The organism is Sulfuracidifex tepidarius (assembly GCF_008326425.1).
Lineage (GTDB): Archaea > Thermoproteota > Thermoprotei_A > Sulfolobales > Sulfolobaceae > Sulfuracidifex > Sulfuracidifex tepidarius.
Genome location: NZ_AP018929.1, coordinates 1,504,077 through 1,530,492 on the forward strand (window position 1 = coordinate 1,504,077; position 26,416 = coordinate 1,530,492).

At 38.4% G+C, this 26,416-nt stretch carries 34 protein-coding genes, 1 tRNA gene and 1 pseudogene; 7 read left to right on the plus strand and 29 right to left on the minus strand.

Features of this window, described 5'->3' with window-relative positions; translation table 11 throughout:
• Positions 1 to 69 precede the first annotated feature (69 nt).
• Genes IC007_RS07565 through IC007_RS07575 form a run of 3 tightly spaced genes read left to right on the plus strand, consistent with a single transcriptional unit; the run spans position 70 to position 2,002 of the window.
• Entirely contained in the window at positions 70 to 594 is a 525-nt protein-coding gene (locus tag IC007_RS07565; RefSeq protein WP_054844985.1) for a helix-turn-helix domain-containing protein, read from the plus strand.
• Positions 591 to 1,556: an aminotransferase class I/II-fold pyridoxal phosphate-dependent enzyme gene (locus IC007_RS07570; RefSeq protein WP_054844984.1), complete on the plus strand. Its 966-nt coding sequence runs from the start codon at positions 591 to 593 to the stop codon at positions 1,554 to 1,556. Before IC007_RS07565 ends, IC007_RS07570 begins: the two co-directional genes overlap by 4 nt.
• Positions 1,557 to 1,567: 11 nt before the next feature.
• Entirely contained in the window at positions 1,568 to 2,002 is a 435-nt protein-coding gene (locus IC007_RS07575) for a GtrA family protein (protein ID WP_232048872.1), read from the plus strand.
• On the opposite strand, the gene alaXM is transcribed toward IC007_RS07575, so the two are convergent.
• From alaXM to IC007_RS07590, 3 genes are all read right to left on the minus strand, one after another.
• On the minus strand, positions 1,999 to 2,691 hold the full coding sequence (gene alaXM, locus IC007_RS07580) for an alanyl-tRNA editing protein AlaXM (RefSeq protein WP_054844983.1): 693 nt from the start codon (positions 2,689 to 2,691) through the stop codon (positions 1,999 to 2,001). The genes IC007_RS07575 and alaXM overlap by 4 nt on opposite strands.
• 116 nt (positions 2,692 to 2,807) lie before the next feature.
• Positions 2,808 to 4,517, minus strand: a complete 1,710-nt coding sequence (locus IC007_RS07585) for an ATP-binding protein (RefSeq protein ID WP_149528576.1) — start codon at positions 4,515 to 4,517, stop codon at positions 2,808 to 2,810.
• A gap of 1 nt (position 4,518) precedes the next feature.
• Positions 4,519 to 5,211, minus strand: coding sequence for a DNA double-strand break repair nuclease NurA (locus IC007_RS07590; RefSeq protein ID WP_054844982.1), 693 nt, complete (start codon positions 5,209 to 5,211; stop codon positions 4,519 to 4,521).
• On the opposite strand from IC007_RS07590, the gene IC007_RS07595 reads away from it, so the two are divergent.
• The gene (locus tag IC007_RS07595; protein WP_054844981.1) at positions 5,211 to 6,122 is read left to right on the plus strand and encodes a thiamine-phosphate synthase family protein; all 912 of its coding nucleotides are present in this window, start codon (positions 5,211 to 5,213) and stop codon (positions 6,120 to 6,122) included. The two genes, IC007_RS07590 and IC007_RS07595, sit on opposite strands and share 1 nt — an antisense overlap.
• Here the strand turns inward: IC007_RS07595 and IC007_RS07600 are convergent.
• Positions 6,100 to 8,574 carry an MMPL family transporter gene (locus IC007_RS07600; RefSeq protein ID WP_054844980.1) on the minus strand — a complete coding sequence of 825 codons (2,475 nt, stop codon included), beginning with the start codon at positions 8,572 to 8,574 and terminating at the stop codon, positions 6,100 to 6,102. The genes IC007_RS07595 and IC007_RS07600 overlap by 23 nt on opposite strands.
• 326 nt (positions 8,575 to 8,900) lie before the next feature.
• Between IC007_RS07600 and IC007_RS07605 the strand changes: the two genes are divergently transcribed.
• Positions 8,901 to 9,374, plus strand: a complete 474-nt coding sequence (locus IC007_RS07605) for a hypothetical protein (protein ID WP_149528577.1) — start codon at positions 8,901 to 8,903, stop codon at positions 9,372 to 9,374.
• Between the two features lie 8 nt (positions 9,375 to 9,382).
• On the opposite strand, the gene IC007_RS07610 is transcribed toward IC007_RS07605, so the two are convergent.
• The 3 genes from IC007_RS07610 to IC007_RS07620 form a co-directional block, all read right to left on the minus strand.
• On the minus strand, positions 9,383 to 11,215 hold the full coding sequence (locus tag IC007_RS07610) for a cation:proton antiporter (RefSeq protein ID WP_054844978.1): 1,833 nt from the start codon (positions 11,213 to 11,215) through the stop codon (positions 9,383 to 9,385).
• A 181-nt stretch (positions 11,216 to 11,396) separates the two neighbouring features.
• Entirely contained in the window at positions 11,397 to 12,101 is a 705-nt protein-coding gene (locus IC007_RS07615) for a phosphorylase family protein (protein WP_149528578.1), read from the minus strand.
• Positions 12,102 to 12,658: 557 nt separating this feature from the next.
• Positions 12,659 to 13,984, minus strand: a complete 1,326-nt coding sequence (locus tag IC007_RS07620) for an APC family permease (protein WP_054844975.1) — start codon at positions 13,982 to 13,984, stop codon at positions 12,659 to 12,661.
• Between the two features lie 304 nt (positions 13,985 to 14,288).
• On the opposite strand from IC007_RS07620, the pseudogene IC007_RS07625 reads away from it, so the two are divergent.
• Positions 14,289 to 14,411 (plus strand): annotated as a pseudogene (locus tag IC007_RS07625) (putative integrase); the annotation flags it as partial.
• A 75-nt stretch (positions 14,412 to 14,486) separates the two neighbouring features.
• Here IC007_RS07625 and IC007_RS07630 read toward each other — a convergent pair.
• Positions 14,487 to 14,560, minus strand: a tRNA-Phe gene (locus tag IC007_RS07630).
• A 52-nt stretch (positions 14,561 to 14,612) separates the two neighbouring features.
• On the opposite strand from IC007_RS07630, the gene IC007_RS07635 reads away from it, so the two are divergent.
• Positions 14,613 to 15,128, plus strand: a complete 516-nt coding sequence (locus tag IC007_RS07635; RefSeq protein ID WP_149528579.1) for a zinc metalloprotease — start codon at positions 14,613 to 14,615, stop codon at positions 15,126 to 15,128.
• On the opposite strand, the gene IC007_RS07640 is transcribed toward IC007_RS07635, so the two are convergent.
• The 21 genes from IC007_RS07640 to IC007_RS07740 all read right to left on the minus strand — a co-directional run bounded on the left by IC007_RS07640 (position 15,125) and on the right by IC007_RS07740 (position 26,416).
• Positions 15,125 to 15,541, minus strand: coding sequence for an archease (locus IC007_RS07640; RefSeq protein WP_054844974.1), 417 nt, complete (start codon positions 15,539 to 15,541; stop codon positions 15,125 to 15,127). The two genes, IC007_RS07635 and IC007_RS07640, sit on opposite strands and share 4 nt — an antisense overlap.
• A 274-nt stretch (positions 15,542 to 15,815) precedes the next feature.
• The gene (cedA, locus tag IC007_RS07645; protein WP_149528580.1) at positions 15,816 to 16,601 is read right to left on the minus strand and encodes a DNA import protein CedA; all 786 of its coding nucleotides are present in this window, start codon (positions 16,599 to 16,601) and stop codon (positions 15,816 to 15,818) included.
• Positions 16,602 to 16,613: 12 nt separating this feature from the next.
• Positions 16,614 to 16,853: a DNA import protein CedA1 gene (gene cedA1, locus IC007_RS07650; RefSeq protein WP_054844971.1), complete on the minus strand. Its 240-nt coding sequence runs from the start codon at positions 16,851 to 16,853 to the stop codon at positions 16,614 to 16,616.
• A gap of 30 nt (positions 16,854 to 16,883) precedes the next feature.
• Positions 16,884 to 17,432, minus strand: coding sequence for a (d)CMP kinase (gene cmk, locus IC007_RS07655; RefSeq protein ID WP_149528581.1), 549 nt, complete (start codon positions 17,430 to 17,432; stop codon positions 16,884 to 16,886).
• A complete protein-coding gene (locus IC007_RS07660) occupies positions 17,429 to 17,692 on the minus strand; it encodes a 50S ribosomal protein L34e (protein ID WP_054844970.1) in 264 nt (87 codons plus the stop codon). The genes cmk and IC007_RS07660 overlap by 4 nt, the downstream gene beginning before the upstream one ends.
• 13 nt (positions 17,693 to 17,705) lie before the next feature.
• Entirely contained in the window at positions 17,706 to 18,062 is a 357-nt protein-coding gene (locus IC007_RS07665) for a hypothetical protein (protein WP_232048873.1), read from the minus strand.
• Between the two features lie 95 nt (positions 18,063 to 18,157).
• A complete protein-coding gene (locus IC007_RS07670) occupies positions 18,158 to 18,745 on the minus strand; it encodes an adenylate kinase (RefSeq protein ID WP_054844968.1) in 588 nt (195 codons plus the stop codon).
• Positions 18,746 to 18,747: 2 nt separating this feature from the next.
• Positions 18,748 to 20,145, minus strand: a complete 1,398-nt coding sequence (gene secY, locus IC007_RS07675) for a preprotein translocase subunit SecY (RefSeq protein WP_054844967.1) — start codon at positions 20,143 to 20,145, stop codon at positions 18,748 to 18,750.
• Between the two features lie 15 nt (positions 20,146 to 20,160).
• Complete coding sequence (locus IC007_RS07680; RefSeq protein ID WP_054844966.1) at positions 20,161 to 20,595, minus strand: uL15 family ribosomal protein; 435 nt, start codon at positions 20,593 to 20,595, stop codon at positions 20,161 to 20,163.
• A gap of 2 nt (positions 20,596 to 20,597) precedes the next feature.
• Complete coding sequence (locus IC007_RS07685) at positions 20,598 to 21,062, minus strand: 50S ribosomal protein L30 (RefSeq protein WP_149528582.1); 465 nt, start codon at positions 21,060 to 21,062, stop codon at positions 20,598 to 20,600.
• A gap of 6 nt (positions 21,063 to 21,068) precedes the next feature.
• A complete protein-coding gene (locus IC007_RS07690; RefSeq protein ID WP_054844965.1) occupies positions 21,069 to 21,713 on the minus strand; it encodes a 30S ribosomal protein S5 in 645 nt (214 codons plus the stop codon).
• Between the two features lie 2 nt (positions 21,714 to 21,715).
• A complete protein-coding gene (locus IC007_RS07695; protein ID WP_054844964.1) occupies positions 21,716 to 22,306 on the minus strand; it encodes a 50S ribosomal protein L18 in 591 nt (196 codons plus the stop codon).
• Entirely contained in the window at positions 22,303 to 22,761 is a 459-nt protein-coding gene (locus IC007_RS07700) for a 50S ribosomal protein L19e (RefSeq protein WP_054844963.1), read from the minus strand. Before IC007_RS07700 ends, IC007_RS07695 begins: the two co-directional genes overlap by 4 nt.
• Positions 22,758 to 23,168 carry a 50S ribosomal protein L32e gene (locus IC007_RS07705; protein ID WP_054844962.1) on the minus strand — a complete coding sequence of 137 codons (411 nt, stop codon included), beginning with the start codon at positions 23,166 to 23,168 and terminating at the stop codon, positions 22,758 to 22,760. Before IC007_RS07705 ends, IC007_RS07700 begins: the two co-directional genes overlap by 4 nt.
• Before the next feature lies 1 nt (position 23,169).
• On the minus strand, positions 23,170 to 23,715 hold the full coding sequence (locus IC007_RS07710; protein ID WP_054844961.1) for a 50S ribosomal protein L6: 546 nt from the start codon (positions 23,713 to 23,715) through the stop codon (positions 23,170 to 23,172).
• Positions 23,716 to 23,727: 12 nt separating this feature from the next.
• Positions 23,728 to 24,129 carry a 30S ribosomal protein S8 gene (locus IC007_RS07715; protein ID WP_054845194.1) on the minus strand — a complete coding sequence of 134 codons (402 nt, stop codon included), beginning with the start codon at positions 24,127 to 24,129 and terminating at the stop codon, positions 23,728 to 23,730.
• Positions 24,130 to 24,134: 5 nt separating this feature from the next.
• Positions 24,135 to 24,299 carry a 30S ribosomal protein S14 gene (locus tag IC007_RS07720; RefSeq protein ID WP_084739604.1) on the minus strand — a complete coding sequence of 55 codons (165 nt, stop codon included), beginning with the start codon at positions 24,297 to 24,299 and terminating at the stop codon, positions 24,135 to 24,137.
• Positions 24,300 to 24,301: 2 nt separating this feature from the next.
• The gene (locus IC007_RS07725; protein WP_054844960.1) at positions 24,302 to 24,847 is read right to left on the minus strand and encodes a 50S ribosomal protein L5; all 546 of its coding nucleotides are present in this window, start codon (positions 24,845 to 24,847) and stop codon (positions 24,302 to 24,304) included.
• Between the two features lie 2 nt (positions 24,848 to 24,849).
• Entirely contained in the window at positions 24,850 to 25,569 is a 720-nt protein-coding gene (locus IC007_RS07730) for a 30S ribosomal protein S4e (RefSeq protein WP_054844959.1), read from the minus strand.
• A 13-nt stretch (positions 25,570 to 25,582) separates the two neighbouring features.
• Entirely contained in the window at positions 25,583 to 25,987 is a 405-nt protein-coding gene (gene rplX / locus IC007_RS07735; RefSeq protein ID WP_054844958.1) for a 50S ribosomal protein L24, read from the minus strand.
• Positions 25,988 to 25,999: 12 nt separating this feature from the next.
• Positions 26,000 to 26,416 (minus strand): 50S ribosomal protein L14, encoded by a 417-nt coding sequence (locus IC007_RS07740; protein ID WP_054844957.1) that lies wholly within the window; start codon positions 26,414 to 26,416, stop codon positions 26,000 to 26,002.

Consider the following 26,416-nt stretch of genomic DNA (forward strand, 5'->3'; position numbering starts at 1 on the left):
GGGAAGAAATGAGCAATGATACTATATGCTACCATTAAAACACCTTTCATTTTCAGTTTTGACAGTAACATGAAGGGAGATTTCATCATACTAGATGTTAAATCAAACGACAGGATATGCAGAATATTACTTGAAGTCAGAAGTGATCAAGCTGTAGTTGAGAAGGTATGCAACACTTTCTCCAAGGTAGGAAAGGAGACTTTCCTGTGCACTATGACCACAGACTCACCTATAGCAAAAATTGTGTCTTCATACTCTATCCTAACAGGATCCATGCTAGCTGATTCCGTTGTATGGACTTTCATCCTTGAAGGGTATTCTGAACTCAAACATGTCCTCAAGGATTTACTCAGCGTAACTAAGGGAGTAAAGGTCATAAAAGTAAAGAAGATCCTTAACAACGAACCGTTAACTGCGAAACAGGAACAAATACTCAGGATAGCTCTCGACTCCGGTTTCTACGATTTCCCAAGGAAGGTAACAGAGAGGGAACTAGCCAAGAGGCTCAACATAAGCCAATCGTCGCTTAGTGAAGTGCTAAGACGAGCTGAGAAAAACGTTATAATAGATTACTTTAGGAAGAGAGGTTTATGACTCACGGCGGTTTTCCGTGGCGCAACGGGAAACCTTCTGAAATAGTGGACCTAAGCGTTAACCTCAACCCGTTAGGAGTTCCAGAAGCTGTGAAGGAACTTGTGGAGGAAGCTGTCAAGAAAGAAGTCTACAGATATTATCCTCAAATTGATTATTTATGCCTCAAAGAGAACATAGCTGAAATACTCGACGTAAATCCTTCCCTTATAGAAGTTTACAACGGGGTCTCAGAGTTCCTTTCATATTTACCTAATGATTACTCATGTCCCCAGCCCAATTACTCAGAATACCCCTGTAGATCCTCTTACATGGCGAAGGAGAACGATACCTCGTTTAGTTACTATTTAAAGGGAGACAAAGTGATAACGAGTTACCCAGTGAACCCTACTGGATCGACGATAGATGAAAAGGAGATTTTAGACTTCCTTGAATCAAAAAGAGAATTAATACTGGACGAGTCTTTCATAGATATGAGTGACCTCAAGAGCTTTCGCAGGCTGGTAGAGGAATATGAAGAACTTACTGTGATCTCGTCCTTCACGAAATCACTATCAATCCCAGGTCTTAGAATAGGATTTTCCATCTCGAGAAAGAAGGTACGTTTGCCCCCATGGAGGGTAAATTCCATAGCCAGTTATGTATTCTCCAACGTTGACCCTAAGGAGATAAGGAAATTCTTGTATAAGAGCAAAAACGAGGTTAAAAGACTATTAGAAGAGTTTAGAAGGAAAATCAAGGCTAAGACATACGAAAGCCACGCGCCTTTCGTTTTAGTAGAATTACCTGTACCCACTGTTGAGATAAATAAGACGTTGGAAAGTTACGGTTATCATATAAGGGAACCCAACGGCTTCATAGGACTGAGAGAAACTCATGCTAGAATTTCGGTTAGAGAAGAGTCCCTGAAATTGGCAGACATCATCAACTCTATATCTCCAAAAACTTTTAAATTGAATGATTAAAAAAGTAGCATGTGTCAAGGCTACTGAAGTTCATGATAGTCGGAGGACTAGGCACGATAGTCAATGAGGGAGTATATATAACTTCAGCTAGGTTAATCCCTATAGCTGCAGCCTTACTCCTTGGCATCGAGATTTCAATAATATTTAATTTCTTCCTTAACGATTGGTGGACTTTCAAGGGGATGGGAGTAGGAACTTCGACTCCGATGAGATTAATAAAGTTCCACGTATCCTCTGCCATGGGCGGAGCTGTGCAATACTTTGCAACTATAGTATTTTTAATAGAGTTCCTTCATTTCACTACCTTCTCAGAAATCTTTATTTATCTATTTGTATATAACTATCTCAATAGTTCTTCATTCACGCTTCTCTTTACTAACTTTCTAGGGATAGTCTCAAGTTTCGCTGTAAGGTTTATAACCAGCATTAAGTATGTGTGGTCTTAGACAGTGTAGTAAACTCTCTTTCTGTTCTTACCCTTGTTTTCAACCTTTAGTAGCTTTATCTGTCCTATCTCCGCTGTGTTCCTTACATGAGGCCCTCCATCTGCCTGAATATCTATGCCCTCTATTTCCACTATCCTCCATACAGGAAGGTCTGGAGGACTTCTCCCTGCAAGCTTCACTATTGCAGGTATCTTCATGGCTTCTTCCTTAGGTAAAAAGTATACCTTCACGTTGATTCCCCTCTTTATTATTTCATTAGCTTCGCTTACTATTTCGTTTATCTGATCTTTTGATTCTAAAGAGAAATCGTCCTTAGCTTGCTCTGGCGTTATGTTCCCTCCGGTCACTAGAGCGTTGAACTTTGAAAGGGCTACCGCAGCCATCACATGAGATGCTGTATGGAGTCTCATCATCCTGTATCTCCTTTCCCAATCTATTTCACAGCGGACAGTATCTCCTTCCTTGACGTCTAGGGGAGAACTTAAAACGTGAAATATTTCTCTTCCTTCATCTCTCTTCACGTCTATGACATCTGCTCCTTCTATCTTTCCATGATCCTTTTCTAAACCTCCTCCACCAGGATAGAATATAGTCTCGTCTAGAAAGAGGATCTTTCCGTCCTCAACCCTGGTTACTTTCGCCTCATGGTTCTTTATATAAGAATCGTATTGAAAGACCTCCTTTGTCATCCATATTAACTTATAAAATCCATTTTTTAAAGATATAGATGAAATGCTACTCGCCAAGATAATAAAAAATAATGAGTAAGTATTTTTTATTATTTTCTATAAATACATATATATTATTAAACTAAATTCTTTTTGAGTAGATCTAAATTATTCTCAGCTTCGAAGAACACTGGGACGTCATGAGGGAGAGCCGCCTTAAAGCTTACCAACAACCATTGACCTGACTCCAGATCAAGAGTTCTATCAAGAAGAGAATCATTTATTCCGAAAGTTTCCGCTACAAGCTGTCTGTCATAAGGTCTGGGAAGGGTACTAATGAAGTAGGTGTGAAGCTGTTGAAGTACGTTGGTATTAAGGTATGCTAGCCTTTGCGTGCTTATGAGTGCATTCAAGTAATACTTTCTTCCGTGTCTAAGTAATTTCTCTATTGTTGCGCTAGAGGTCTCGCTGTTACCTTTAGCTCTGGTATCATATGGTATGAACTCCTGAGCCTCGTCTATCACAAACAGGACCTTTGGATCCGTTGAGTAAGACCTTTTCCTCCTGCTGTAGATATTCTCCACTAACGACGAAACTATCTGCCTACCCTCATCTAGGTTCGGAAGTTCAAAAACGAAAAGTCTAGGAGAGCCCTGTGAGTTGTCCAATATCTCAATTGAGGCTTTCTCGACGTCATAATCGTCGCTTTCAGTCACTTCGGTCGAGATGTAAGACCTAAGGGAAGAGATGAAAGTGAAAATTGAAGCGTTATCTCTAGCGTGTGAGTCCTTAGCTAACTTTTCGACATCGTCCAAAAGGCTAGATATCCTATCGTCTACGAGATCTTCTCTTGTAAGTTTGTTCTCTCTCATAAACTTATCTAAATAGGCTAACATAGAATAGAAAATTGGCTTCAGCGAGACTGCTGTATACTTATCCTCTGCCTGAGCTCTAACCTGCTCTACTAAATCTCCGTAGGCCATCTGTATGTGACCTTGAGGGGGAACGTAAAGTTGCTTTACCTTCCCTTCATTGAAGGACTTCCCTACGTTCTCTAACATTTTAGCCTTTAGGTCTAGAATCTCCTCTGGCCATACGTGACTTCTGAGAAATCTCCTTTTAAATTCCTGTTCTGATTTGGGTACCCTATCGGTAGTTATCACCCTGGAGTTATACATACTTATGAGATCATTTAAAAGAACTGAATACTCCATGGAGACATCAAAGACTACAACCTTAGTGTCGGGACAGTTCGAAAGAATCTTCCTGACCAGCAAAGAGGATAAGTTAGACTTACCTGAGCCTGTGAATGCAAAGACTCCTATATGATATCTGATTGCTCTTCTAAGATCAACGTTGAGCTCCATTTCCTCTCCATAGATCTTGCCTATGGAAGGACCTCCTTCATGACATACAAACTTCCTATAGGAGTCATCGCCAAGTATCCTGACTTCTGAACCTGGAAGAGGGGGTAAATAACCCTTCGTGAATCCAGAAGATGACATAACGTAACCTATAGGATATGCGTAAACATCTATCCACGCCTCTGTTGAATCTTCAGTGTTCCAGCTCTCCTCTACGCCCTTCATAATCTCGTTCCTTATGCCCAGAGGGATTGTAGGATCTAAGTTTATCATACCGTAATGAAAAGGTTGAAAGTCTGCTATCTCAAGAAGTAAATATTTATCCTTCTCTATTGTAGGGACGTAAAGCAATCTACCTATATTAAACTTTGACCTGGAGAAAGGGAATTCTATCACATATGACCTAAATGACACAGACCCTCTACCGTCAGCAGTGGGCCTACTTATAATTCTGACCTCCCTAAGTTTCCCAGTTATTTCCATTTTAGAAAAATCTCCTTACTCTTCTTAAATGTTCAACTTCCCCTCTGAAGTCCCTATACCTTGAAGGTGATAGCTCCAGCTCTATACCTTTATACTCTTTATCCCTATAGTATTTTACTAGTTTATCAGCTAAGAATAGAGGATAATTATAACCCAACGATTCAGGTATCGGGACTCTACCTAAACTAATTAAAATATCTAAAATGTCCTCCGAATAAACGTTAGTCTCAAACATGAACACCCAGGAATTAGGAAATAACCTAAAGAAACCAGAGGTTAATTTGTCAGTGTTGTTTTCCACCTTGATCCATGGAGCTTTCACGTCCTCTTGTAAGCTTCTTCTCTTTATTGGATCAAAATCTTTCACTACAGCAATGAATCTCTCTGGGGGGATCACTTTAAACGTCATGTCGAAGGAAACTTTCCTGTCCATGAGGACTACGTCTGCATGTGATTTCCTAGCTTGTTCGTACTCTGCAATTCTCATTACGTCTTCGCCCTTATTTTCCGAAATTTGCCTCGCAAGGTTTATCCCAGTGATTGTTATGGTGTTGCCGTTAAGCTCTCCTTGTACTTCTCCCACCACGATGAAGGTCTTAATTCCTTCTTCAGTGAATATTTCATGAAATGTTCCATCTATTGCTGAAAACTTCAGAGAGAAGTTATTATCATGCTTAGAATTAACTTCTACCAATGCTGAAGTCACCACTCTCGCTGATAACTGATCATCTACTCCCTTCTCTTAGGGTTCTCGAGGCTAAAAAACTTAGGGAGCAAGGAATGAGCCAGACCAAGATAGCTTCGCTATTAGGCGTAACTCAGCCTGCAGTTAAACAGTACCTAGAGGAAGATGAGAGAACATATAGGAAAAAGCTAGTATCCATGGGAATTCAGGAAAAAGAAATAGATGATCTACTTTATTCCCTTTCTGAAATACTAGTAAGAGAAGATGTAAAGGAGGCAATGTCGTTCGTAACTACAAGGTCGCTCATCTTCTTGAGTGGCCTTAGGTTCTGTAAGTTCCATAGGAATATAGACAAGGATATACCAATAGACTGCAACATTTGTGCTAGCTTTTACAGGGAAAATGACGAAAGTTTGCTTTACAGTGCTCTAGGGATGCTCCAAAACCCCTTGATTTCCGCCCTCATCCCACAAGTTCTAAGCAACATCGCGTTTGCAAGACGTGGAGCTTCAAGTTGTAACGACGTTTTAGCGATCCCAGGGAGAATAGCTAACGTAAGAGGAATACCGATGGCCGCATCTAGGCCACAGTGGGGAGGAAGTAGGCATCTGTCCAAGGTTATCATAACAGTAATGAAAGTATGCTCCGATGTCAGGTCAGTGATGGACATAAAATACGATAGCTCTGTGGAAGGTGCAGTGGAGAAGAGCAAATTGAAGTACTCTAGAGTAGGCCCTCAGGACTTCGCTGACGATGAGTCAATAGCAGATGCTATAAAATCTGTATTTGACTGTTCTACCGATGTAGTATTTCATAGGGGGGGTAAGGGACTAGAACCCGTGACCTATGTCTTCGGTAAAGATCCTCTGGAAGTTGCTGAAAAAGTGGTCACGATAGCTAAGTTCTATGCCTCAAATTAGGCCACCAGTTGAGTTTCTTCAGAACACTGAGGATTGCTGGGACTAAGATAGGTCTAACAACGAACGTATCAAACAAAACTGAAACTCCTACTGCAAAGCCTATTTCCTGAAGGAACCTTAGATCTGATACTGTAAGAGAGAAGAAAGCGCCTGACAAGATCATTCCAGCCGCAGTCACAACTAAACCGGTCTTCTTAATAGAGAAGATGATCCTTTTGTTCCAGTCTTCCTCCTTGGTCTCTATCAAACGGAGTATAATAAAAAGGTCATAGTCTATCCCTAGACCGAAGAGTAAAGCGAAGACAACCAGAGGAGTTATCCAATAGACTGAACCAAATACAAGGTACATCATAGCGACGCCGAACAGAGAGCTTATTCCTATTGTCGCTGCTAGTCTTAATGGAATTGAAAGAGATCCAAGTACTAGGAAAAGATAAACTACAATTCCTATTATAGTAAATATTAAAGTAAAATGAAAATATACAAACTCGGAATTGTTGATGATTACTAACCTCTGAGCGTTAGATCCACCTACCAGCCAGCCGGTACCTATGAGATAGTTAGTCATATTTATTGCACCTTTAGAGAAGACCGGATATGGAACGTAAACTAGAAGGAGAGTATAACCTCCTGCATAAAAGTAATCCGTGAGAGACGTAGGTTTATTCAAAACGTAATTACCTATGGAAGCTGGACCGTAAACTATAGCTCCTTCCCTTTCCAAGGATTTCGTTACGTTGAGTATTTTTGAGTAGCTAGCGTTCGGATTTCCCTTAAAGATCGCATAATCTAGACTGTAGTTGTAGAGATGCGTTAACTGACTTTCTGCCTTCAATGACGATGCGTATGAGGGTATTATCTCATCTATATTGCCGTTAGTGGTATGCGTAAGAGACACACCTAAAGAAAGTGCAAAGAGGAAAAACATGCCTATAATTACAACTTTTCTATTCTTTACTGAAAAGTTTGCAGCTCTCTCGAGATATCCTTCCCTTGCATCCTCACTCCTCGGGACATCTTTCCTCGGGAAGCCGAGTTTGTTTACAGGAATAATAGAAATCATCGTATATGTGAGAAATACAGCGACGAAAACCGATGAAAGTGACGATATAACTAAAGCCAAGCCTATGTTTTCGAGTAAAGAGGATGGGGATACAAGAAATCCCGCAAAACCGACCACTATTGAAATACCGCTGAATATTGCCCCTTTACCTGCTGTTTTAAATGCGGCATTCAGAGAAGGTTCCTTCTCCATATTGTTTTTCCTAAGTTCCTCAAAATATCTATAGAGGAAAAGTATGGCATAGTCTATAGATATTCCAAATACTATTGGTGGAGTGACTAGACCAGAGATATAATAAATTTTGTAGCCGAGCAAAGACGCAGCGTATACTAGACCGTAAGATAGAACTACTCCAGCCCCAGCGTCAAGGACTAGAATAACTATCGGTATAAGAGCCCTCAGCAGGAGAGCCAGAAGAATTCCTACAAGAGCTACTGTAGTAACGTCGATTATTTCAATATTGGATTGAGTGTAATAAGCCGATTGAGCATAGAAAGGTAGATGACCAGTTACAGATGCGCCATTAAGAGAAGACATGAATCTCTCTACGTTATCCAGACTCTCGTTGTTAGGGACCTCAACCAGGAAAAGCCAGGAGTTGTTCCTATGAAAATTAGAGATAGATACAGGAGGTGGGGGAATCCTTTTCTCGACTTGAGAGAGTGCAAATTCTTTAGGATTCTTAAGCTCTAGAGATGAGATGTTAACTCCAGTTAAGTCTCTGATTATGAGCTTATAGTTAGGATTATTAAGTACTTTTCCTATCAAAGAAATATTAGTGAAATTTGAGGGACCGAAACATAACACAAATGGGTCTTTGAAAACATGAATAGAAGCGTTCCTCTCTCTTTGTATTAATGTGCCATTAGAGTAATTAAAATAACTCAGAAACTCCTGTATTGCTTTATCACTACTTTGATCCAAATGAAGAGGAACCCAGTAGGTTATGTTTAGTTCCTCTGCGAAAAGTGAGGTATTTTCTAAGAGATAGTTACGCAATAGAGTCAGGTTGACGTAAAGTTCATGCAAAGAGGTCAAGTTTTTGCAATAAATATCAAGAATTGGTCTAATATAACTCTCATATTCTTTCATTGTATTATTAATATAGTTATATGGAGTAATTAAATGAGCATCCCTTAAGAGATATATGTTTTGATATATCTCATTTAGACCCTTTTCATATGAACCGTTATAGATAACATATATAGTATCATTACTACTAAAATTGAAATATTTTAAGGCGATTTGCTTAGCTTGTACGCTCTCTAGATTACTAGAGAGGAAAGGTGAATCAGAGTAAACGAAATAGCTGGATATAGTAGCTGCAAACGGAGCTAAAATTCCAAGCAGAACTATCCATAGGATCAACTGTACCCATATTTTACGCATCGGATGTATATAGCTTGTAGAACTAAAATGATTTTAGAAACTATAATTTCATATTGATTATCAATTTCTACTATAAACCTCTGGATATATGAGTTAAACCTTGAAAGCTCTCATTCATCGCCCATTTTCCTGAAAGAAAAACTTATATTAAGCATCAAATTTCGTATTACTTTAAAAAGGTAGGGGAGGCAGTTTATTGTCGAATAAACATTATCCCTCTGAGGTTTTAGCATTAGTTATATCTTCACTTCATGAAAGGAACTATTTAAATAAATACGTTGAGAAGTTTGTTTATGTCGTATGCTTACAGAGTAGGAAAGACAATCATGGATTTAGCATCGATGTCAAGGAATCGAGATTATCTAAAGCACATGAAAAGGGCTATTGATCTATATATTCAGGAAAGCAATAGATATACAATTCTTCACCCTATGAGCAAGGAGAGCTTCCTAGGGGAGTTGCTGCTAAATATATCTGAAAATATACCTATTATTCTTAATTTTAAGTTAAAAAAAGAATATTTCATAAAAATATTGGAGAAGATGAATTTACCTGATTTTATTGATAAATCTAAGTTAATTTCAAGTAAAATAGAGTTTTTTGTAATGATGAAACTAGAGTCTCGTAAGATCGAGATTAAGATCATCATTAAGAGCGACAATCTTTCAATGAGGTTAGATCAACCATTTGAAAGCGACGAGATACATGAACTAATATGTAAAAAGAGAGTCAGGAAGAGCCCAATAAATACTATAATAAGCCAGGCCATGTCAGGACTTTCATCAGTTTTAATCAACTAGATTTTGATTTACAATTTAGGCACAACGTCCTCTATTTTGTTTGCAAACTTTGTTCTGATCTGTTCATTCGTGACTCTTTTCCGGCTTTTCTTTATAGAGTAAATAGTAATCTTCACCACCTTCCTCTTTGAAGGTGGCTTGTTTATTATGCTTGAGTCTATCTTGTAAGGTACCTTTACTGTGGAAAAATAAACTATCGAAGCTAAGCCGACCAACAATAGAAACGGAGCTAAACTGATGGCGAATCCGTTTGAAAGCAGGGAGCTACCTAGGTCCAATGTCCAAAATATAGCTCCAGTAATTAAAAGGTAGAACCTCTGTCCTATATATACTGGGCTTAAAACAAGCTTCCAAAAGTCCCTCAGCCATTTTGCCTTAGTTTTCATCAAACTCAGTATTATAGTGTTATAGAATGTATAATAAATCTTTGATATTTGAAATGAAAATGCTACAAATATAACTAAAGCAAAGATCAAATCCACGCTAGACATAAAAATATCAATTAACGAAGGGCCTAAAATCGGATCTATTAAGGTACTTATGAAGCTGTTAAGCTTCGAGAAAAGAAAGATTGGCAAAATTAGGTACCCTACAACAAGGATGAAACTCTTGAACAAGTTAGACCTTGCAATTGGGGACAAACTTTTGATAGCGTTTCTGTTAACCCAAAGGAAAGCTGAGTCTACAAGTCTCAGAGTGTAAGACTTGCTGTAAATATAAGATATAAGATTTTCAATTTTATTTATATTAATATCAATAATTGATACAATAATTGACGAAATGATTACTACAGTTACTGATAAGTAGTAAATCGGATATAGATCTAGACCCTCACTTATTGCGTCTATACTTACTATTATACCGAATTCGCTTATAGCTATCATGTAGAATCCGTTTCCAAACGCTCTCTTGAATGGGGATCCTGTAACCCATGAGGCAACACTGAATGAGAAATACTTTATTACCAAAACTAAAAGACCAATTACAAAGAACTCTATTAAAGATATAGATATTTTCAAATAACCACCAACGGAGAGGAAGAAGAATATCAGAGCTAAATCTCGTATAGGAGAACTCAACTTGAACACCTTGTTGCTCGAAGAGATTGAGGAGAACGCTATACCAGCAAGTATCATAGAAAGTGTAGTTGGTATCCCGACGGAAGTAGAGACGAACTCAAACACGAAGACTAAGGTGACGGGTATCAGAACCGTAAGACCTTGGTCGTCTATCCTTATAATGTTCTCCACAAAACGATTGACGAAGAATTTTGCAATACCGTAAATCAGGATAGATGCTACTATAATTTCTATTAGCACAGATATTACAGTAAGCAGCCTAAATGACCCATTTAATGCTACAAAGAAAGAGTAGAGAAAGAAAACCTCCACGTCCTCTATTGATGCTACTGCTATCAGAACGTCCTTGTCGTCTATGTTTTTCTTTTCAAAGAGTTTGTAAAGAATGGAGGTACTGGTATCTAAAGAAGCCAAAACTAAGAAGGTAGAAACGAAAGGTGAGAAATGAAGTATGTATATTCCAGCTAAATAGGAAAATGTAGTTATCAGAGTTAGCTCTACTAATGCTATAGTGATGGATTTTCTCATTAGAGAACCTATGTTGGATACATTGAAACCAGCCCCTATCTCGAACGAGAGCAAGTTAAGCGCCAGGAAAGTGAGGATAGAGAAGTAAGAAGAATTAAAGTTTATACTAAGGAAAGAAGTTCCTATAACTCCTCCTAAAAGATATGCCACAATAGGATTTATCTTAATCCTGGTTAGAGCATAGGCTAACATTAAAGTGAAAATCAATGTAAGGCTAAGGTACTCATAGTTCATTAGAACTACTTTCTACTCCTCCTAATTATTTTAAAATATTCATGAACCTTATCGTGCCAGTAAAGGACATGGATACATGTGCCCTCTTTTCTTTGCCACAAGAAGGAAAAAAACTAGAAATATAAAAATATTAAAAAAAGATCTTGCTTCCTTATAAAGCGTAGGAAATATGCTTAGAAAGCTAACTAGTTATCGTGTCTAGAATTACCTTAGCTATCTCCTTCTCGGATTTACTTATATCCTCCTTGTTCATCGAGTTCTTCGTTACCACGTTTCTGTAAATAAGATGGACAGAAGCCACATTGATACCGAGTCTTACTCCCTCAAAATACAGTCCAGCACCTTCTAGATCTATTGCAAGATGGTTTAAGGACTTCCATTTCTGGAACATCTTCTCGTCATGAGAGTGGATTGAATCGCTAGTAAACATAGCACCAGTCACTGACTTAATACCAGATTTGTTTAGTCTATCGCTAAGATCATGAATTAAACTTACATCACCTACCGCAGCGAAGTTGACTAATTCTCCTAATTCTTGCAATGCAAAGCCTCCTATGTTAAACGAGTAGCCTGTTGGTATTACAACTGTTCCCGCGTCTGCCTTCTCGCTTATACCAGTAGCGGAACCGAATCTAACTATTGTCTTAGCCCCTAGACTGCCTAGGTCATTAACTATAAGAGATAATGAAGAATTTCCTATGCCATGGAAAGTAACTGTGACTTTTTGGTCTCTGTAGGTACCAGTGTAAGTATAGTATCCAGCGAATTCGTTAACGGACTCTGCGTTAGATAAAAGTGAAGTTACAGTCTTCATTCTTTCCAAATTACCCACTATTATTGCTTTATCTCCTATCTTTCCTTCCTTGCCTGCTAAGATTATCGCCATAATAGGTCAGCAAGTTATCTATTACGTTAACTAAAAATTCGACCTTCAACTATCTCACCAACTAATTGATAATGCCATACCTTTCTTTAGTTGAGATCTTGCTTAAACAAAATCTTACCTCGAACCTTAAAACTAGATCAGGAAATGATGTTTAATTAATTATTTTAGAATAAGGTAATTGATAAATAAAAGTTAAGGGTAGATAAATTATAGAAAAGTATATATATGAGATAAGAGATAGTAAAATCAATGTTCTTCTCTAAAGACGTTAGATGCAATGCATTTTTTGTAAAAATGAGTTTAAAAACAAGAGGGCAATGAAAATACATCAGGAGTTAGAGAGGATACCTGACTGTCCAATCTGCGGTTGGAAAAACAGGAGAGGAACAATAGGTAGTTTACTTAGGCATTTGAAAATGAGGAAAGACCAGAAGCATAAGGAGCTATTGAGCAGTTTACAATAGATCCTAAATATTAATAACTATTAAACGAAACAGCAAATTAATAATCTCTAGATAAGTAATCTTTTTTAAAACTTAATAATTTCATATTTTAACTTATTCTTTTTCTTCTGGACTTTTTCTTATAATATCAAGACTCTCTAGGTAGAAAAATCCCAGAACCATCCATCCTAAAAAAGCATAAACCACATAAGGTTGCACTTGTGATAAACTGTTCAGAAGAAGATAGGTAGACAGGATTACTGCTATTCCTCCAATCCCCACTTCTACTAACTTTCTAAGCTTGAAACGCTTAGAAGAAATTCTTAACAATGAAACATTAGATGACATATGAATGAATAAATTGAAGATACCTGAAATTGCACCGACGTAACCTAATGCTTCATATATTCCGCTTAAATATGTAGGAATAATAACCAGTAAAAATATTCCTATTATAGAACTTATCTCGGATATAATAGGCTTATTTCTTCTAACTAAGGAGAGCGTCCTATGAAGGAAACCGTCTTTAGACATGTTATAAATTACACGTGATGTAGCAGTGAGAAACGAGATACCACCTAAAATTCCGTCTGAGATGGCAACTAATGAGATGAGAATTTCCCCCATGAGACCGAACTTCAGTACAAGAAATTGTGTTAAGTTGCCCTCAAATCCTATATCATCTAGCGAATAAAAGAAGAATGTTGCTAAGAGACCCCCAGTGAGTATGGCTGATATTGCTACCCTACCTACAGTTTTTTTGGCGTCCTTCACCTCATCCGTTAGAGGAGTTATTGAACCGTAGCCCGTAGGTATTCCAAGACCGTATAATGCACCTAGCCATATAGAAGAAAAGTCATTTAATGACGCAGAAAAGAAGGGATCGTATAACTTGAAATCAGAAAGGTATAGCAAATAGAAAGCTATCAGCCCTAATATGATGAGCTCTGCTCCAGCGAATACCTCAGCGAACTTAGAGGAAACGTTTACTCCTCCGACAACAAGGGCTCCTGCTACTACGATGATAATAAGTATAGAATACAATGGGGATAAACCAGTCACAAGATTGAAAATATACCCGCTTCCAAGCATCAGCGAACCTCCGTAACTTAAAGAATAAACTACGTACATCCAACCTGTTTCGAAGCCCATACGTTGAGAGAGCCCGTAAAGTCCGTATGTGTAATAACCTCCTCCTGATGAAAATCGCCTAGACAGAAAGTAGATTACTAAACCATTTAAAAGGACTATGATTGTCGCAGTCATCATTGAAATCACCGCGAATTTCCCCGCTATAGAAAGCATCACAGTACCAAACGCTATCAGGGAGATGAAGGGACCTTGACCACCGATGGACAGAAAAAACAAGTCCTTGAATGATAACGTCCTTTTCAACTTTTTAGTATCAGACCTCCCTGTGCTCCTGTCAGCATTTTCCATACTATAATTTTTGTATATAATTTAAAAAGTATAGAGTAGGTTTATTTTAGCAGAAAACAGTTATAAAAACTAATATACACTAAATAGACATGAATTACCTATCAGCCAATTCATTAAAAAGCTATTTAATATAAGCTATATCAATTAAAATACCTATTCAGCAAAAATCATGTAAGAATATTACTAAATTATGGTATACATGAAATTTCTCTTGCAAATATGGAATCTTTATCACTACTTTTCAACGCATGTATTGATATGATAATTATCATCACTCTTAAACTAGCGTATCAATAATAAGGTAATGGGTAATAAAACTTTCACATTTGGTGATATTAGAATAAGGGAATTGAATGGGAAGTATTACCTTTGCACGATAGAGAATGACTTGAGTGGTAAGAGAAGGGATCATTACGTAGGACCTTTAGCCGACGTAGTTGAGACATACGAGAAAGTGAAAGAGGATAGCAGTGGGGGTCTTAGGAGGTACTCCCTAAGAGGATGCCGTCACGGGGACTTGAACCCCGGACAACCCGGTCTTCAGCCGGGCGCTCTCCCGGGCTGAGCTACGACGGCAAATTATGTTATACTAATAGCTTTAAAACTTTAACCCTAACAAATCTTTTTTATGGGGCTTGGCGACACCCTTCGAGAACCCTACTTGGGAATCAGTGAAAAAGGGTCTCCAGAAGCCCCAACAAAAGTTCTTATATCATTGCTAAACACAGTTGATAGAGAAAAATTAATAAGGATAAATCAATTCATAAATGAAGAATTTAAGCTACAGACATTCACTAAACTAGAAAAGGAATTTCTTCCAATATCAGCGTTTGACTGGAAAGAATTAAAGTATAATGAAGAATTGATTCTAAAGAGACTGGATGATCGCATTGCTTCCATAAGAGATAATTTTTTAGCAATAATATTTATAGGAGAATTAAACTTAATTAAACCAGATAATTCGAGAGATTATATATATATCGTAAGTACTAACACGCCTGAAGATAACGCCCTTAAAGAGATTGGAAGGAAATTGGGGAGTAAGTTAGGCTTATCTAGTTGCGATCACGAATGCTTAATGAATCCTACTTCCTCAAGCTTAACTTTATGTAATTCTTGTAAATCTAAATTAAAAAAAGGTTAAATGTCGACTACGAATGTTATAATATAACGCCCATTTCTCTTTATTTCGAGCTCATGATATGTCATAGCCTTAACAACTGTTCTCCTCTCATGAATTTTGGGATCAAATCTTTCTCCGTAAGCTGCACCATTCAGTCTGAGGTTATCTTGATCAATCTTAACTTGAAACCTGCTGAACAACGTTAGCGAATAGTCATACTCTGCCAATAGTGACTCTATCCACTTATATAGTAAATTTTCCATGTCTAACCCATCTATCTCGACTTTGAATTCCCTTTCCGCTTTGACCTTCGACGTGTCCGTCATCAATTCAAAGACTGCCAATGCAGAGTTCTCAAAGGCTTCCTCTAGAGTATCGCCGAAAGCCCTTACTCCTACATCGGAAGTATGATCAAAGAACTCGAAATTTCTCATAAACTTTTTTTATTCTGATAGGTAATTAACGTTAGTGATACAATGGGAGGAAGACAGAGAACTACCCTTTTTGAAATGAAGGAATTCAGGAGAGAAAAGAAACAACCTAGCTCTCAGCAGGCCTCAAAATGAGCCTTGGAAGAGCAAATAATATTAGAGATACACTTAAACCCAAGATCAAGACAAAATAATTTTTAACATAATAAAAAGTTATAATTGTATTAAAAGCCATTAGGAATGATAGAAAATCGTATGACTTCATGTAAGATATCACCTAAAATATCTCTACGGGTATCGGAAGCTTCTGAGAACCTCCTATAGCATACGATAATCCCATGGAAAGCCCAGATAAAATTCCAAGGTAGACTAGAGGCATTATGAGCAAAGAGGTCATTGCGGTCGGTATCAATATGGTAGTCATGTAAGTTAAAGCGTTGTTTAGCTGCGCAGATGTTGGCATGCCTAGCTCTATATCGAGAGGATTCATTCCAAGACCCTGGAGGAAGTTGGGTAAATAAGGTAAGCCTGCCTCAAATACGATTGAGAAGGAAATCAAGGAAGCTCCTATTCCTCTTCCAACTCTGAAAGGAATGCTCATTAGACCTATTCCTAGGGCTATGAAAAGACCATAGTAGTTGTTTATTATAAAAGCTAGTACCAAAAAAGTTTCAGTAGCAGTAATTATACCAGTTAAGATTGAAATTACATAAGAAAGCGGTGCAAAGAAAATTGCAATTGCAGGGTCTAAGGACGAGAACAGACCACTGAAGGCCCTAACAAAAGTGTAAATTGAAATCTCTTCGGAAATTACTGTTTCTATCCATGTGCCGAAGTTGGCCCAGCTTACACCTAAGGCCTGAGAGATCTCTTGTATCAAGTACAATATCCCTCCATAGACGTTAACCAGGACAGCCGAGTAGATAGAGTCCCCTATTAATCTAGGACCCCATTTCTTTAAGCCGTGAATAGGAATAGGTAATGCCATTATCATTGCCCCTATAGTGTATGTCAAAACAGAGAGGTTCATAGCAACATAAAGATAAAAGAAAGGAGAGAACACCGTCTTCTCACCTCAGATCTGTCCTGCAATATACGATATGAATGAGAACACTGTGGATCCTACAGCTATCCAGAACGCTGCCAATATGGCGTCTTCTATGAAATCCTGTCCAGTTCTCTTTACCCTAAATATAGGTATAGGAGAACCTCTTATGGCCCATCCAGCAGCCCATGAAAGAATGAAAAGCGCCCATGCTGCAGCTGTCACATCGCTTGTAGTAGTATTTATTAAGGTTACGATACTATTTCCCATACCTTATCATGAAAATAAAGGTTTTTCATTTCAGGCTGTCTTGAGTGAAAGTGAAATGAAATTTTCTATCAAGCTGGCTATCTCTTCGGGCTTCATACTTTTCGTGTTAATCGATAGATCAAAGAGTGAAATGTCGGTGATATCTATTCCATAGTAATGCATGAACCTAGTGTAATGGCTGAACTCTCTTCTGAAAATTTCCAAAAGTGCCTCATTAAAAGATATCTTGTCTCTGATAGATATTCTCCTTGCCCTTTCTTGCACTGGTGCGTTCAAATAAATGGAGAAAGTGGAATACTCTCTAAGGAGCCATCCAGCTATATGAGATTCAACTATCACGTTCCGATTTTCGTCCCTCGCTTCTAAAACCATCCTAAGGATTTCACTATCAAGTTTACTATCGATAGAAAAGTCGCTTTCTGCCTTTCTATTCAATTCCACTACACTTATACCTATGTCACTAGCTATCTTCCTAAAAAAAGATCCAGCAGAAATCAAATCTGCAGAAAGATGCCGAGCCACTAACCTTGCCACACTAGTCTTTCCGCTTCCAGGGGGACCGCTTATAGTAATAATCATAAGCTTCCTCTAGAGGTCTGCTTTATGAGTCTCTCGAGACATGAGTGACAAAGAACTCCCGCGAAAGGTCTGCTTGGTCTCCTTTCAGATTTAGAAAACTTGGATAACTTATTTGTCTTTGCACCATGGAGGGGCTTACCGCAGAAGTGACAAGTAGAAGACGAATTTCTCTTGTCTTCATAATGCGTAGCTATATTTCCAGAAGGAAGCTTAACTCTCTTTCTAGACAGGGATCTCGATCTGAGGAAGGGTTTTGGCATAAAATAAATGATCTTAGAACCTTTTTAAGTTTGATCTGAGGGATAGTGCAGTAAATATGAAGTATGAACCTATGAATTCCCACAGCGAGCCATCGGGAATTATTACTTTAGAATTATGATAGACCGTTATAAATGGTATGTAAAATGGAAAATACATATCGAAGTAAAAGTAACCGAATATTACAAATAAATCTATTATATATAAAATAACTAATAAGAGAGACTGCATCATTACGTAGCTCCTCAGTGTAGATGTATAGCTATCTATTTCCTTGGAGATCTTCTTCGCAACCCTTTCCTTCCTTTTAGGAGATGAGATCTCGTTTACCCTTTCCTCATAGGATTTAATTTTCTCAAGAAGTATATCCATTCTCTTTTTCAAGAACTTTTTATAAACAAGATACAGGACAAAATTAGAAAGAAATGAAATTAGAAAAATTGCAGTTATGCCTTCTAAACCTTGAATCATAACATTGAACCTACTATGTCGTTAGCGGCCTTGACACAGTTTCCTTCTTCATTGATTACTATCTTAACTGAAGCTCCGACAAGGACCGCAGACGACATCGCGGCGAACCTCGCAAAACTTATTACCTCATTTATCGTCGCTTCAGAGCTATAATCAGACCTAGATCTTGATTGATCCCTCTTCTGTCTATCCAATATAGCCTTAGGATCTGCTTCTAAAAGAAATATCACATTAGGATTTATTATCTCTATAACATATTTTGGAAGACCTGGCAAATATCCTGCTGGAGTCCTTATGACCGCATGTGTATCCACTAATCCAACTCCTTTCTCACCAAGTGAAGAGAAATCCTCGACTATCCTCCTAGATGCTAAGGTCTGTAGTTCCTTTTGTTTTTCTATAGGAAGCTTTCTCATCTCGTCCCTGTTTTGAACATATTTCTCCTTTATAGCGGTGTTTAACATATAATCACCATAATTCGCTATTTTGTAAGGAACGCCTTTCTCCCCCAATATTTTTGAAGCTCTGGAAATTACTGTTGTCTTTCCTACACCAGGTATTCCTGTTACTATTCCTATTTTCATGTTCACTCCCCTAATATTCTCTTTAATAAAGGATACATCTCTAATGACCTTTCATAGGCTAATAAATTATAGTATTGAACAGCTATAACTACAGCTAGAAGTATACCCACTCCTGTACCATACGAGCCTAGTAATGTTGCTGCAACTGCTATTACACCAACTATTATGGAGCTGAAGAAAGCTAACGGGTATATGTACTTTGCGAGTATCGCTTCCATTATCTTTGGGTTACTTCTCATTCCTGGGATCTCTACCCCTGCGTCTGCTAATTGTCTTGCCTGAGTCGCTGGATCTAAGCCTGCAACGTCAACCCAAAGAATTCCAAATATAACACAAAGTACTATGAACACTATAGAATATTCTAGAGCACCTAGAGGATCAAGGACAACAGAATATATGCTGTGAGGTATATTCGTGTTGGGCGGCGGGAAGAAAAACAAGGAATCTATGCTGCTCAATATTCCAGCCACTGATGGAGAAACATAAGACGAGATAGAAGAGAATAACTCTATATCTGAACCAAGAACGCTAACGAAGATCACTGGTATGCTGCTGACATAAAGGAAATTAAGAGGTATAGTTCTCCTTATTCCCCTCAGCTTCTGTGAAGTTACAGGTATTTCTATAACTATTGTAGTCAAATAAACAATAAGGAATATCAATGATATAGTGGTAATCAGTCCCACCAAATCTGGCTGAAAAGGTTTCGTTGTATCTACTATTACATTAAGTAAGTTTCCTCCAGAAGCTAGAGTAGTCACAAGAGTGGGGAAGAAGCCTACAGGCAAGTTCTGTGAACTGACGTTCACTATTCCAAACATGTCCCAGAACATTATCTTAAGTACTCCAGCCATTATGAATAGACTGACGCCAGAACCTAGTCCCCATCCCTTCTGAACTAACTCGTCAAGCATCAAAATTATGTAAGTGGCTATTATTAGCTGAGCAGTTACTGCTGAAACTACCACAAGAAGGGAACCTGAAATTGTAGAGCTCCTCGTTAAAACGTATCCGAACAGTAAAGACTCAATAATTATGAATATGAATGCAAGCCCTTTCTGGGCTTCTGTGAACTTTGCTTTATCATCCTCGTTGTTTAGATTTATATTTATTAGCTTAGAACCTACCAATATTTGCATTATCAGACCAGCCGTTATTATAGGTCCTATACCTAGCTGTGCCAAAGTACCAGTGGTTGATGCAAAAATTACTTGCTCCAGCAAGAAATTATTGAAGCTTGTAGCTTGTATACCATAAAGCGGTGTTGAAGCCATTACCAAATATATTACAACCGCAACTATGGTCCAAAGTAACTTTTGACTTAAAGATGGCTTTAATTTAGGCTTACTTGTAGCAGGCAAATATTGACCTAATGTAGCAAGCGCGTCCACAAAAGACATGAAACTCAAAAAAAGTTATGAGGTAGTACCTAATATTACTTGTCCCCCTATTTTCTCGACTTTCTCTTTGGCTTTACCTGATGACATTTGGACTTGTATAACTAAGGGTTGAGAAAGCGTTCCTCCTCCCAATAGTTTATCATAACCGTAAGACGAAAGGTCAACTACCTTTCTACCGTCCTTTTCGACCGGCTTTATTTTACCATTCCTTACGTATTCATCAAGCTGCCTTATAGTTATTGCGTTAATTCTGACTGAAGTAGGATTAACGAAGCCATGTTTTCCATACCAGTCCTTTGCATATTTGACTACCCACGACCATTTATCCTTGCTCATGCCAATTTGTCTTCCTCCTTCAACACCCCTGTCCCTATGCTGTCCACGAAGACCCCAACCCATAGTTCTAGATCCTCTTAACTTTCTGCTTTTTTTACTTACTCTTACTGTCATCTTTACACCATCCTCTTAAGTAACTCATTAATTTTTTGCCCCCTGTAACCGAACTCACCTTCATCTTTAAAGGGCTTCTTAACGCTGCCCTTGAACCCTCCTCTAGGTGGATGAAGTGTCAAAGGAAGTTTGAACTCCTCATCTAACTTATGGAAAGCTAATTTCCCTTCTAATATAGAGACTCTCAGCGAGTCCAGGTCAGATGCTCCTAAACTCTTTAACGCTTCCTCCATGGATTTACCTTTTGGCTTTAATCTTTTCAGAAGGTTGGACAGTCCTTCTTCAGAAACCTCCCCCCATGTCACATATGGTTGTACCTTTATCAGCATTCCTCTTAGAGAACTTGAATCTGGATATACCATTGCATTAAATACTCTCTTCAGCCTCAAGGTTTCTAGAGCCTCTTCTATGAACCATGGGGACCCTGCCGAACCTCTGAGCCTAATGATTAACATCAAGTTTTCCATTTCTTATCACCTTCTCCTAGGCCAGTCTGTAGACGTAACGAAGTTATAAGTGTTGTAAAGAGCAGCGTAGCCTGCTCTTATGAAGTTCTCGGTAGTTCTAGTTTCCCCGCTAGAGAAAGACCATGCGTCCTTTATCCCAGCATAGCTCAGAAGTATGCTTAACGTCTTTCCTACTACTAGGCCAGTACCTTTTGGAGCTGGAAGTAAACTTACGCTAACACTCCCAGCTTTACCCTTAACCCTGAAGGGAAGACTATGTGATTCGCCACAAGTACACTCCCAACTACCACATCCCCTTCTTACTGGAATGATGTTGAGCTTACCATCTCTTACCGCCTTCTGTATTGCGACTCTCAGTTGTTTCGCCTTTCCTAGACCTATTCCTACATAACCATCATTGTTACCCATCACTACTAATACTTTATACTTAGAAATCTCTCCTGCATCAGTTTGCTTCTGTACCATCTTGATATCTACTACCTCATATTTCAACTTAGGCAGTAATGCTTCAATTATTTCTGGCTCAGTTATTTTATAGTTCCCATCAAAAACTTCCTTAATTGAAGATATTTTCCCTTCCTTCACTAATTGGCCCAGTTTTGTCCTGGGAGTCCATTCATCCAAATTTGAAACTGGTACTTCTTCAGCCATTTTCACGCACCGTTCTCCTTTATCTTATTAAAAACTTCCTCAAAATGAGAAGGAAGATCCTTAGGATTTAACCCTCTTTTAAGATATCTTGAAAATATCTTATTAAATAGCTCAGGGTTCTCTTCCTCTAGTTTTTCAGCGTATTCCGAAATATGTTCACCTTTTATTCTCTCCTCTATTATCTGAACTTCGCCTAATGGAATCTGAATTCCCGCATCTACTGAACCTTTTACGGCATAGAATATTCGTGAACCAGTTATTGGCTTAAACATTCCTATATCGACTACTGCCTCATTTATGCCTGCTTTGAGAGCTCTCTTGCCCGCTAGATATCCTGTCAGATATGTGGCAGAGGTATTATCAGTATCTCCTTTCCAGCCGAACTTCTTGACTAATTCTATTGAATGTGCTGCAGCTATTGTCTTGTCTCCTTTCTCCTCTATCTGGTAAAACTGAACTATTACATGCTGATTTGTAAGCCTTACTACCTCTCTTACAGCATCAGTAGTAACGTAAATGTAGCGCCTATAATAGTTGGTCTTACCTTCAACTCTCCTCCTGAATTTTAAATTATAATTTGCGCCTTTGCTCACTTCTCTTCACCTTTTAGTAGACCTTGTTGTTTTAAGGTTGACCTGACATCAGCCAGACTCCTGAAAACTCCTCCCTTAGCCTTCAAGTAGTATTTTCTGTAGGTGTGATTATCGATAACTCCATTATCTCTTAGCCACCTCAGATACCTTCTTATCTTTCTTATCTTGTTGACCCATTGATCTTCAACTCTTGCTCCTTTCCTACCTTTTCTACTGCCGTAACCTTTTCCCTCACTTTTTCTGTGTTTCTTCTGATTTCTTAACTTCTTTCTACCAGAGCTAACCCCTTTCTTGTTTTCTATAATTATCTTACCGTCTTTTATCAAGGCCCTTATATCAGACCTAGTTAGAGATTCGGCTACCTCATCAGCAAAGTCTGGAAGAATTTTAACCCTGCTAGTGCCTGCTCCAGTTATGCTTGAAGCTATCCTTTTTTGTACCTTTAAATTAGTCATAAATCTCCACCATTAGAAAGTCTTATACCTAACTCTTTAGCCCTCTTAATGATCTCAAGTCTCTTTTTAAGTCCAACGCTTCCTGCAATTATAGCTATAACCTCACTAGATCTAGGCTCAAGCGCCTCTAACTCCTTCACGTTATTAACCACGACCGGATGAAGAGCGCTGGGATGAAGATATCTTACGGATTTCGGCTTTCTATAACCCGGTTGCGCTATGAATGGGAATCCTCTTATCTTAAGTCTGGACTTGTTATCCCTTCCTCTTGGTCTTCTCCAAGACTCCTGTCTTTCTAGCCTAAAGTATTTATCCGCATCGTACCTAACAAAATCAGGAATTTTAGATCTAGACTTAGACATTATTCTTTGAGTTTTTCTTTTTAGTGATAGAACTTTAGACTGCATTTCAACTTAACACCTCTTTGTTATAGATAAATACACCGTCAGAAAACACTCTCTTATCGAAACCTCTTATCTTGGACTTCGTCTCTATATTAGCAGCTACTTGAGAAACTTTTTCTAAATCTATTCCTTCAACTGTTATGTCTTCTCCCTTTACAGTGACTTTAACTCCTGGGTAAATTTTTATCCTTCTTATGTTCTTTTCTCCTATTAGATTTGTAATCTGTACTTCATCTCCGACTACTTTAACGTTCATAGGGAAATGGGTAGAAATTATCTTGAGATAATACCTATATCCCTTAGTTGCTCCATCAATCATATTCATCAGATGCCTTCTGACAGAGTACACCAGTGCCTTATCTTTCCTCTTCAGGAATGTTGAAGTCAAAATTATCTTGTTATCAAGGAGAGAGATCTCAACTCCCTTGGCGAAAGAGAAGTCCCTCTCTAATTGGCCTTTCTTTCCTTTTACAGTTACTTTCTTACCTTCTACTTTAACCTCAACTCCAGAAGGGATCTCTACTTCCTCTTTTACAACTATGGCCTGCACATAATCCACCCCTTAAAATACATAACCTAAAGCTACTCCGCCCAATCTATTGGCGGCAGCTAACTTATGAGACATTACTCCTTTAGACGTAGATACTATTATTATACCTATTTCCTTTGATGGCAAATACTTTCTAACATGATCTGGAAGGCTAATCATGTCCCTATAAGATAGTGAATATCTAGGTGTTACTGGACCGCACTTGTTCACACGACCTAACAATTGCACTACGACTTTACTCCATCTACCGTCATCTATTTGCTCAAACTCTCCTATGTATCCTTCCTTCTGCATTACTTTTAAAACGTTAATGACCAACTTAGAACCTGGTATTATTATAGCCTGATTATGCCTTCTTGCTTCATTATTGTATATTGTGGTAAGTGCATTTGAAAGTGGATTTACCATTACCATTCTGATCACCAATATTTCTTAAAACCCAGATCCGAAGACACTTCCCTAAAGCATTGCCTGCATAGATAAATGCCATATTTCTGTATCACTGAATCAGTACTTCCACATCTACGGCAGTACTGAACCCCTCTTCCGTATTTCCTTTCTGTTGGAGGCTTAAACTTTCCCATGATCATTCACCAGATATTATTGTAATGCCAAAGTTCTGCTTTAAATAATCTATTACTTCGTCTCTTGTTACCCTATGTCTCTTAGGAATCCTAGTAGCTTTACGTTGTCTTTTTGAGACTCTATATCCTGGCCTTGTGAAAGTTACTGCAACATCGAGCCCAAAAATACCTATATCAGGATCATAATGTGTACCAGGTATAACTACGTGTTCTGAAATACCGAAAGCTACATTACCATACTTATCAAAGCTAGTGATCTTTATTCTGTTGTTTATAGCCGGAAGAACTTTATTCAGAAATTCCTCGGCTTTCTTACCTCTTAAAGTAGCAGCTACACCGATAGTAGCACCTTTCCTTACGTCAAATTCCTTTATTGATTTCTTTGCCTTGGTGTACACCGGTTTCACTCCGGTTAACTCTTGTACCAACTGATACGCTTTCTGTAGCCTCTCTCCAGATTCTCCTAGTCCTATGTTTACGGTTACCTTCTCTAGCTTTATTTGCCTCATTTTATTATTTTTATTATTCTGAACTTGTAACTCGCTCATTTTCAATCAAGCCTTATTTCTGGGTTTTCTCCACCTATTACCATTACGTTCTTCAAATTCGTCTCATATTTATATCCTGCTGAATTTTGTATAGTAACTAACGAGTAAATCTCTGCTTTGTATTGAGATTTCTTAATAGAAGTTATTTTGCCATGTGCGCCAACGTTCTTTCCTCCAGTTATTATTCCGTATGCACCTTCCTTCATTTCCAAAACACTGACAAGGTTCTGCTTAGGTATCTCAATCTTGAGAGTACTTCTGGTAGGAATAGCCTTAGCTTGCTCAGAATCCACAATCATGTTTCTTCCATCACTTAAGTTCAGTTGAACTTTAGATGCGCTCAAAACTGTTTTATTAACTATTTTTGCAAATTTATATTTAGCCTCTTCAGAATCAATTTTTACTAGGGTAATATAATCAGTCAAATGGGGAACTACCCTAAAATATAGTGATGATGAAGGCATGGAGACCACATCCATTATACCTACTGGATATTTGTAATCCTTTCTCGTCTTACCGTCAACTTGAACTTTCCCTTCTGAGAGTATTGCTTTCACTTCCTTTAAGGACGTAGCAAACCCTAACTTATCTCTCAGCACTATTGCCAAAGGAAGACTAAACCTAGCCTTATGTGGACCCGGAGATACCCTTACAACCCATTTGTATTCCTTTTTGTTGATGGGAAGGAAACCAGGAGCTTCAAATCTAGTATAGTGAACCACTTACATCCCCTTTTTAACTCGTAGAAGTGCTCTGCGTCCTTTCTAAAGTTTTCTTTCTCTCGGCTGCCTTTCTTTCTATTGATTCCCTTCTCTTGTTATCACCTAAATCCAACTTTGTTATAACTACCTTAGAGGAATGTACCATGACATAAACTGGAGTTCCATCTACTTTCTTCCTGGAAAGTCCTTCTATTCCAATCCTTCCTGTCTTAGTATCTATTACTGCCACTTTACCCTCAGTACCTATATGCTCTCCTCTGACTACCTTTACAGTATCTCCTTTCTTTACATTTATCCTGCTGATACCTTGCTGGGACTTTATATCGTCTGCAACTGGTGCTACTAGAAAGTTCTTTCTCAGATGCTTAGGCGCATGTCTAAGGAGATTTCTCTGTTTAGAAGGTTTAGAAGACACCATCTCAAACGCACCTCAAATTACTATCGTAGCTTGACTTGCTATTTTTGGCCATCTCTCAGCTGCCTCTCTAGCTACTGGCCCTCTTATCTCAGTACCTTTCGGCGTTCCGTCTGGATTAACTATAACAACAGCATTGTCCTCGAAGGATATCCATGTACCGTCTGGTCTTCTGAAAGGCATACGTTGCCTAATTACGACAGCCTTGAATTTCTGTTTCCTCACTTCAGGAGATCCTTTCTTAACCGAAACCATTATCAAATCTGCTATGTTGGCAAAGGGAACTCTTCTCAGAACTCCATGATACCCATATACGCCGATCACCATAGCTAGTTTGCCTCCGCTATTATCTGCAACAGTTACTTCCGACATATGCTGCAATGCCGGAGTAAGACCTTTTCTCGCACCTAATACTTGTAGTTTCTCTGACAT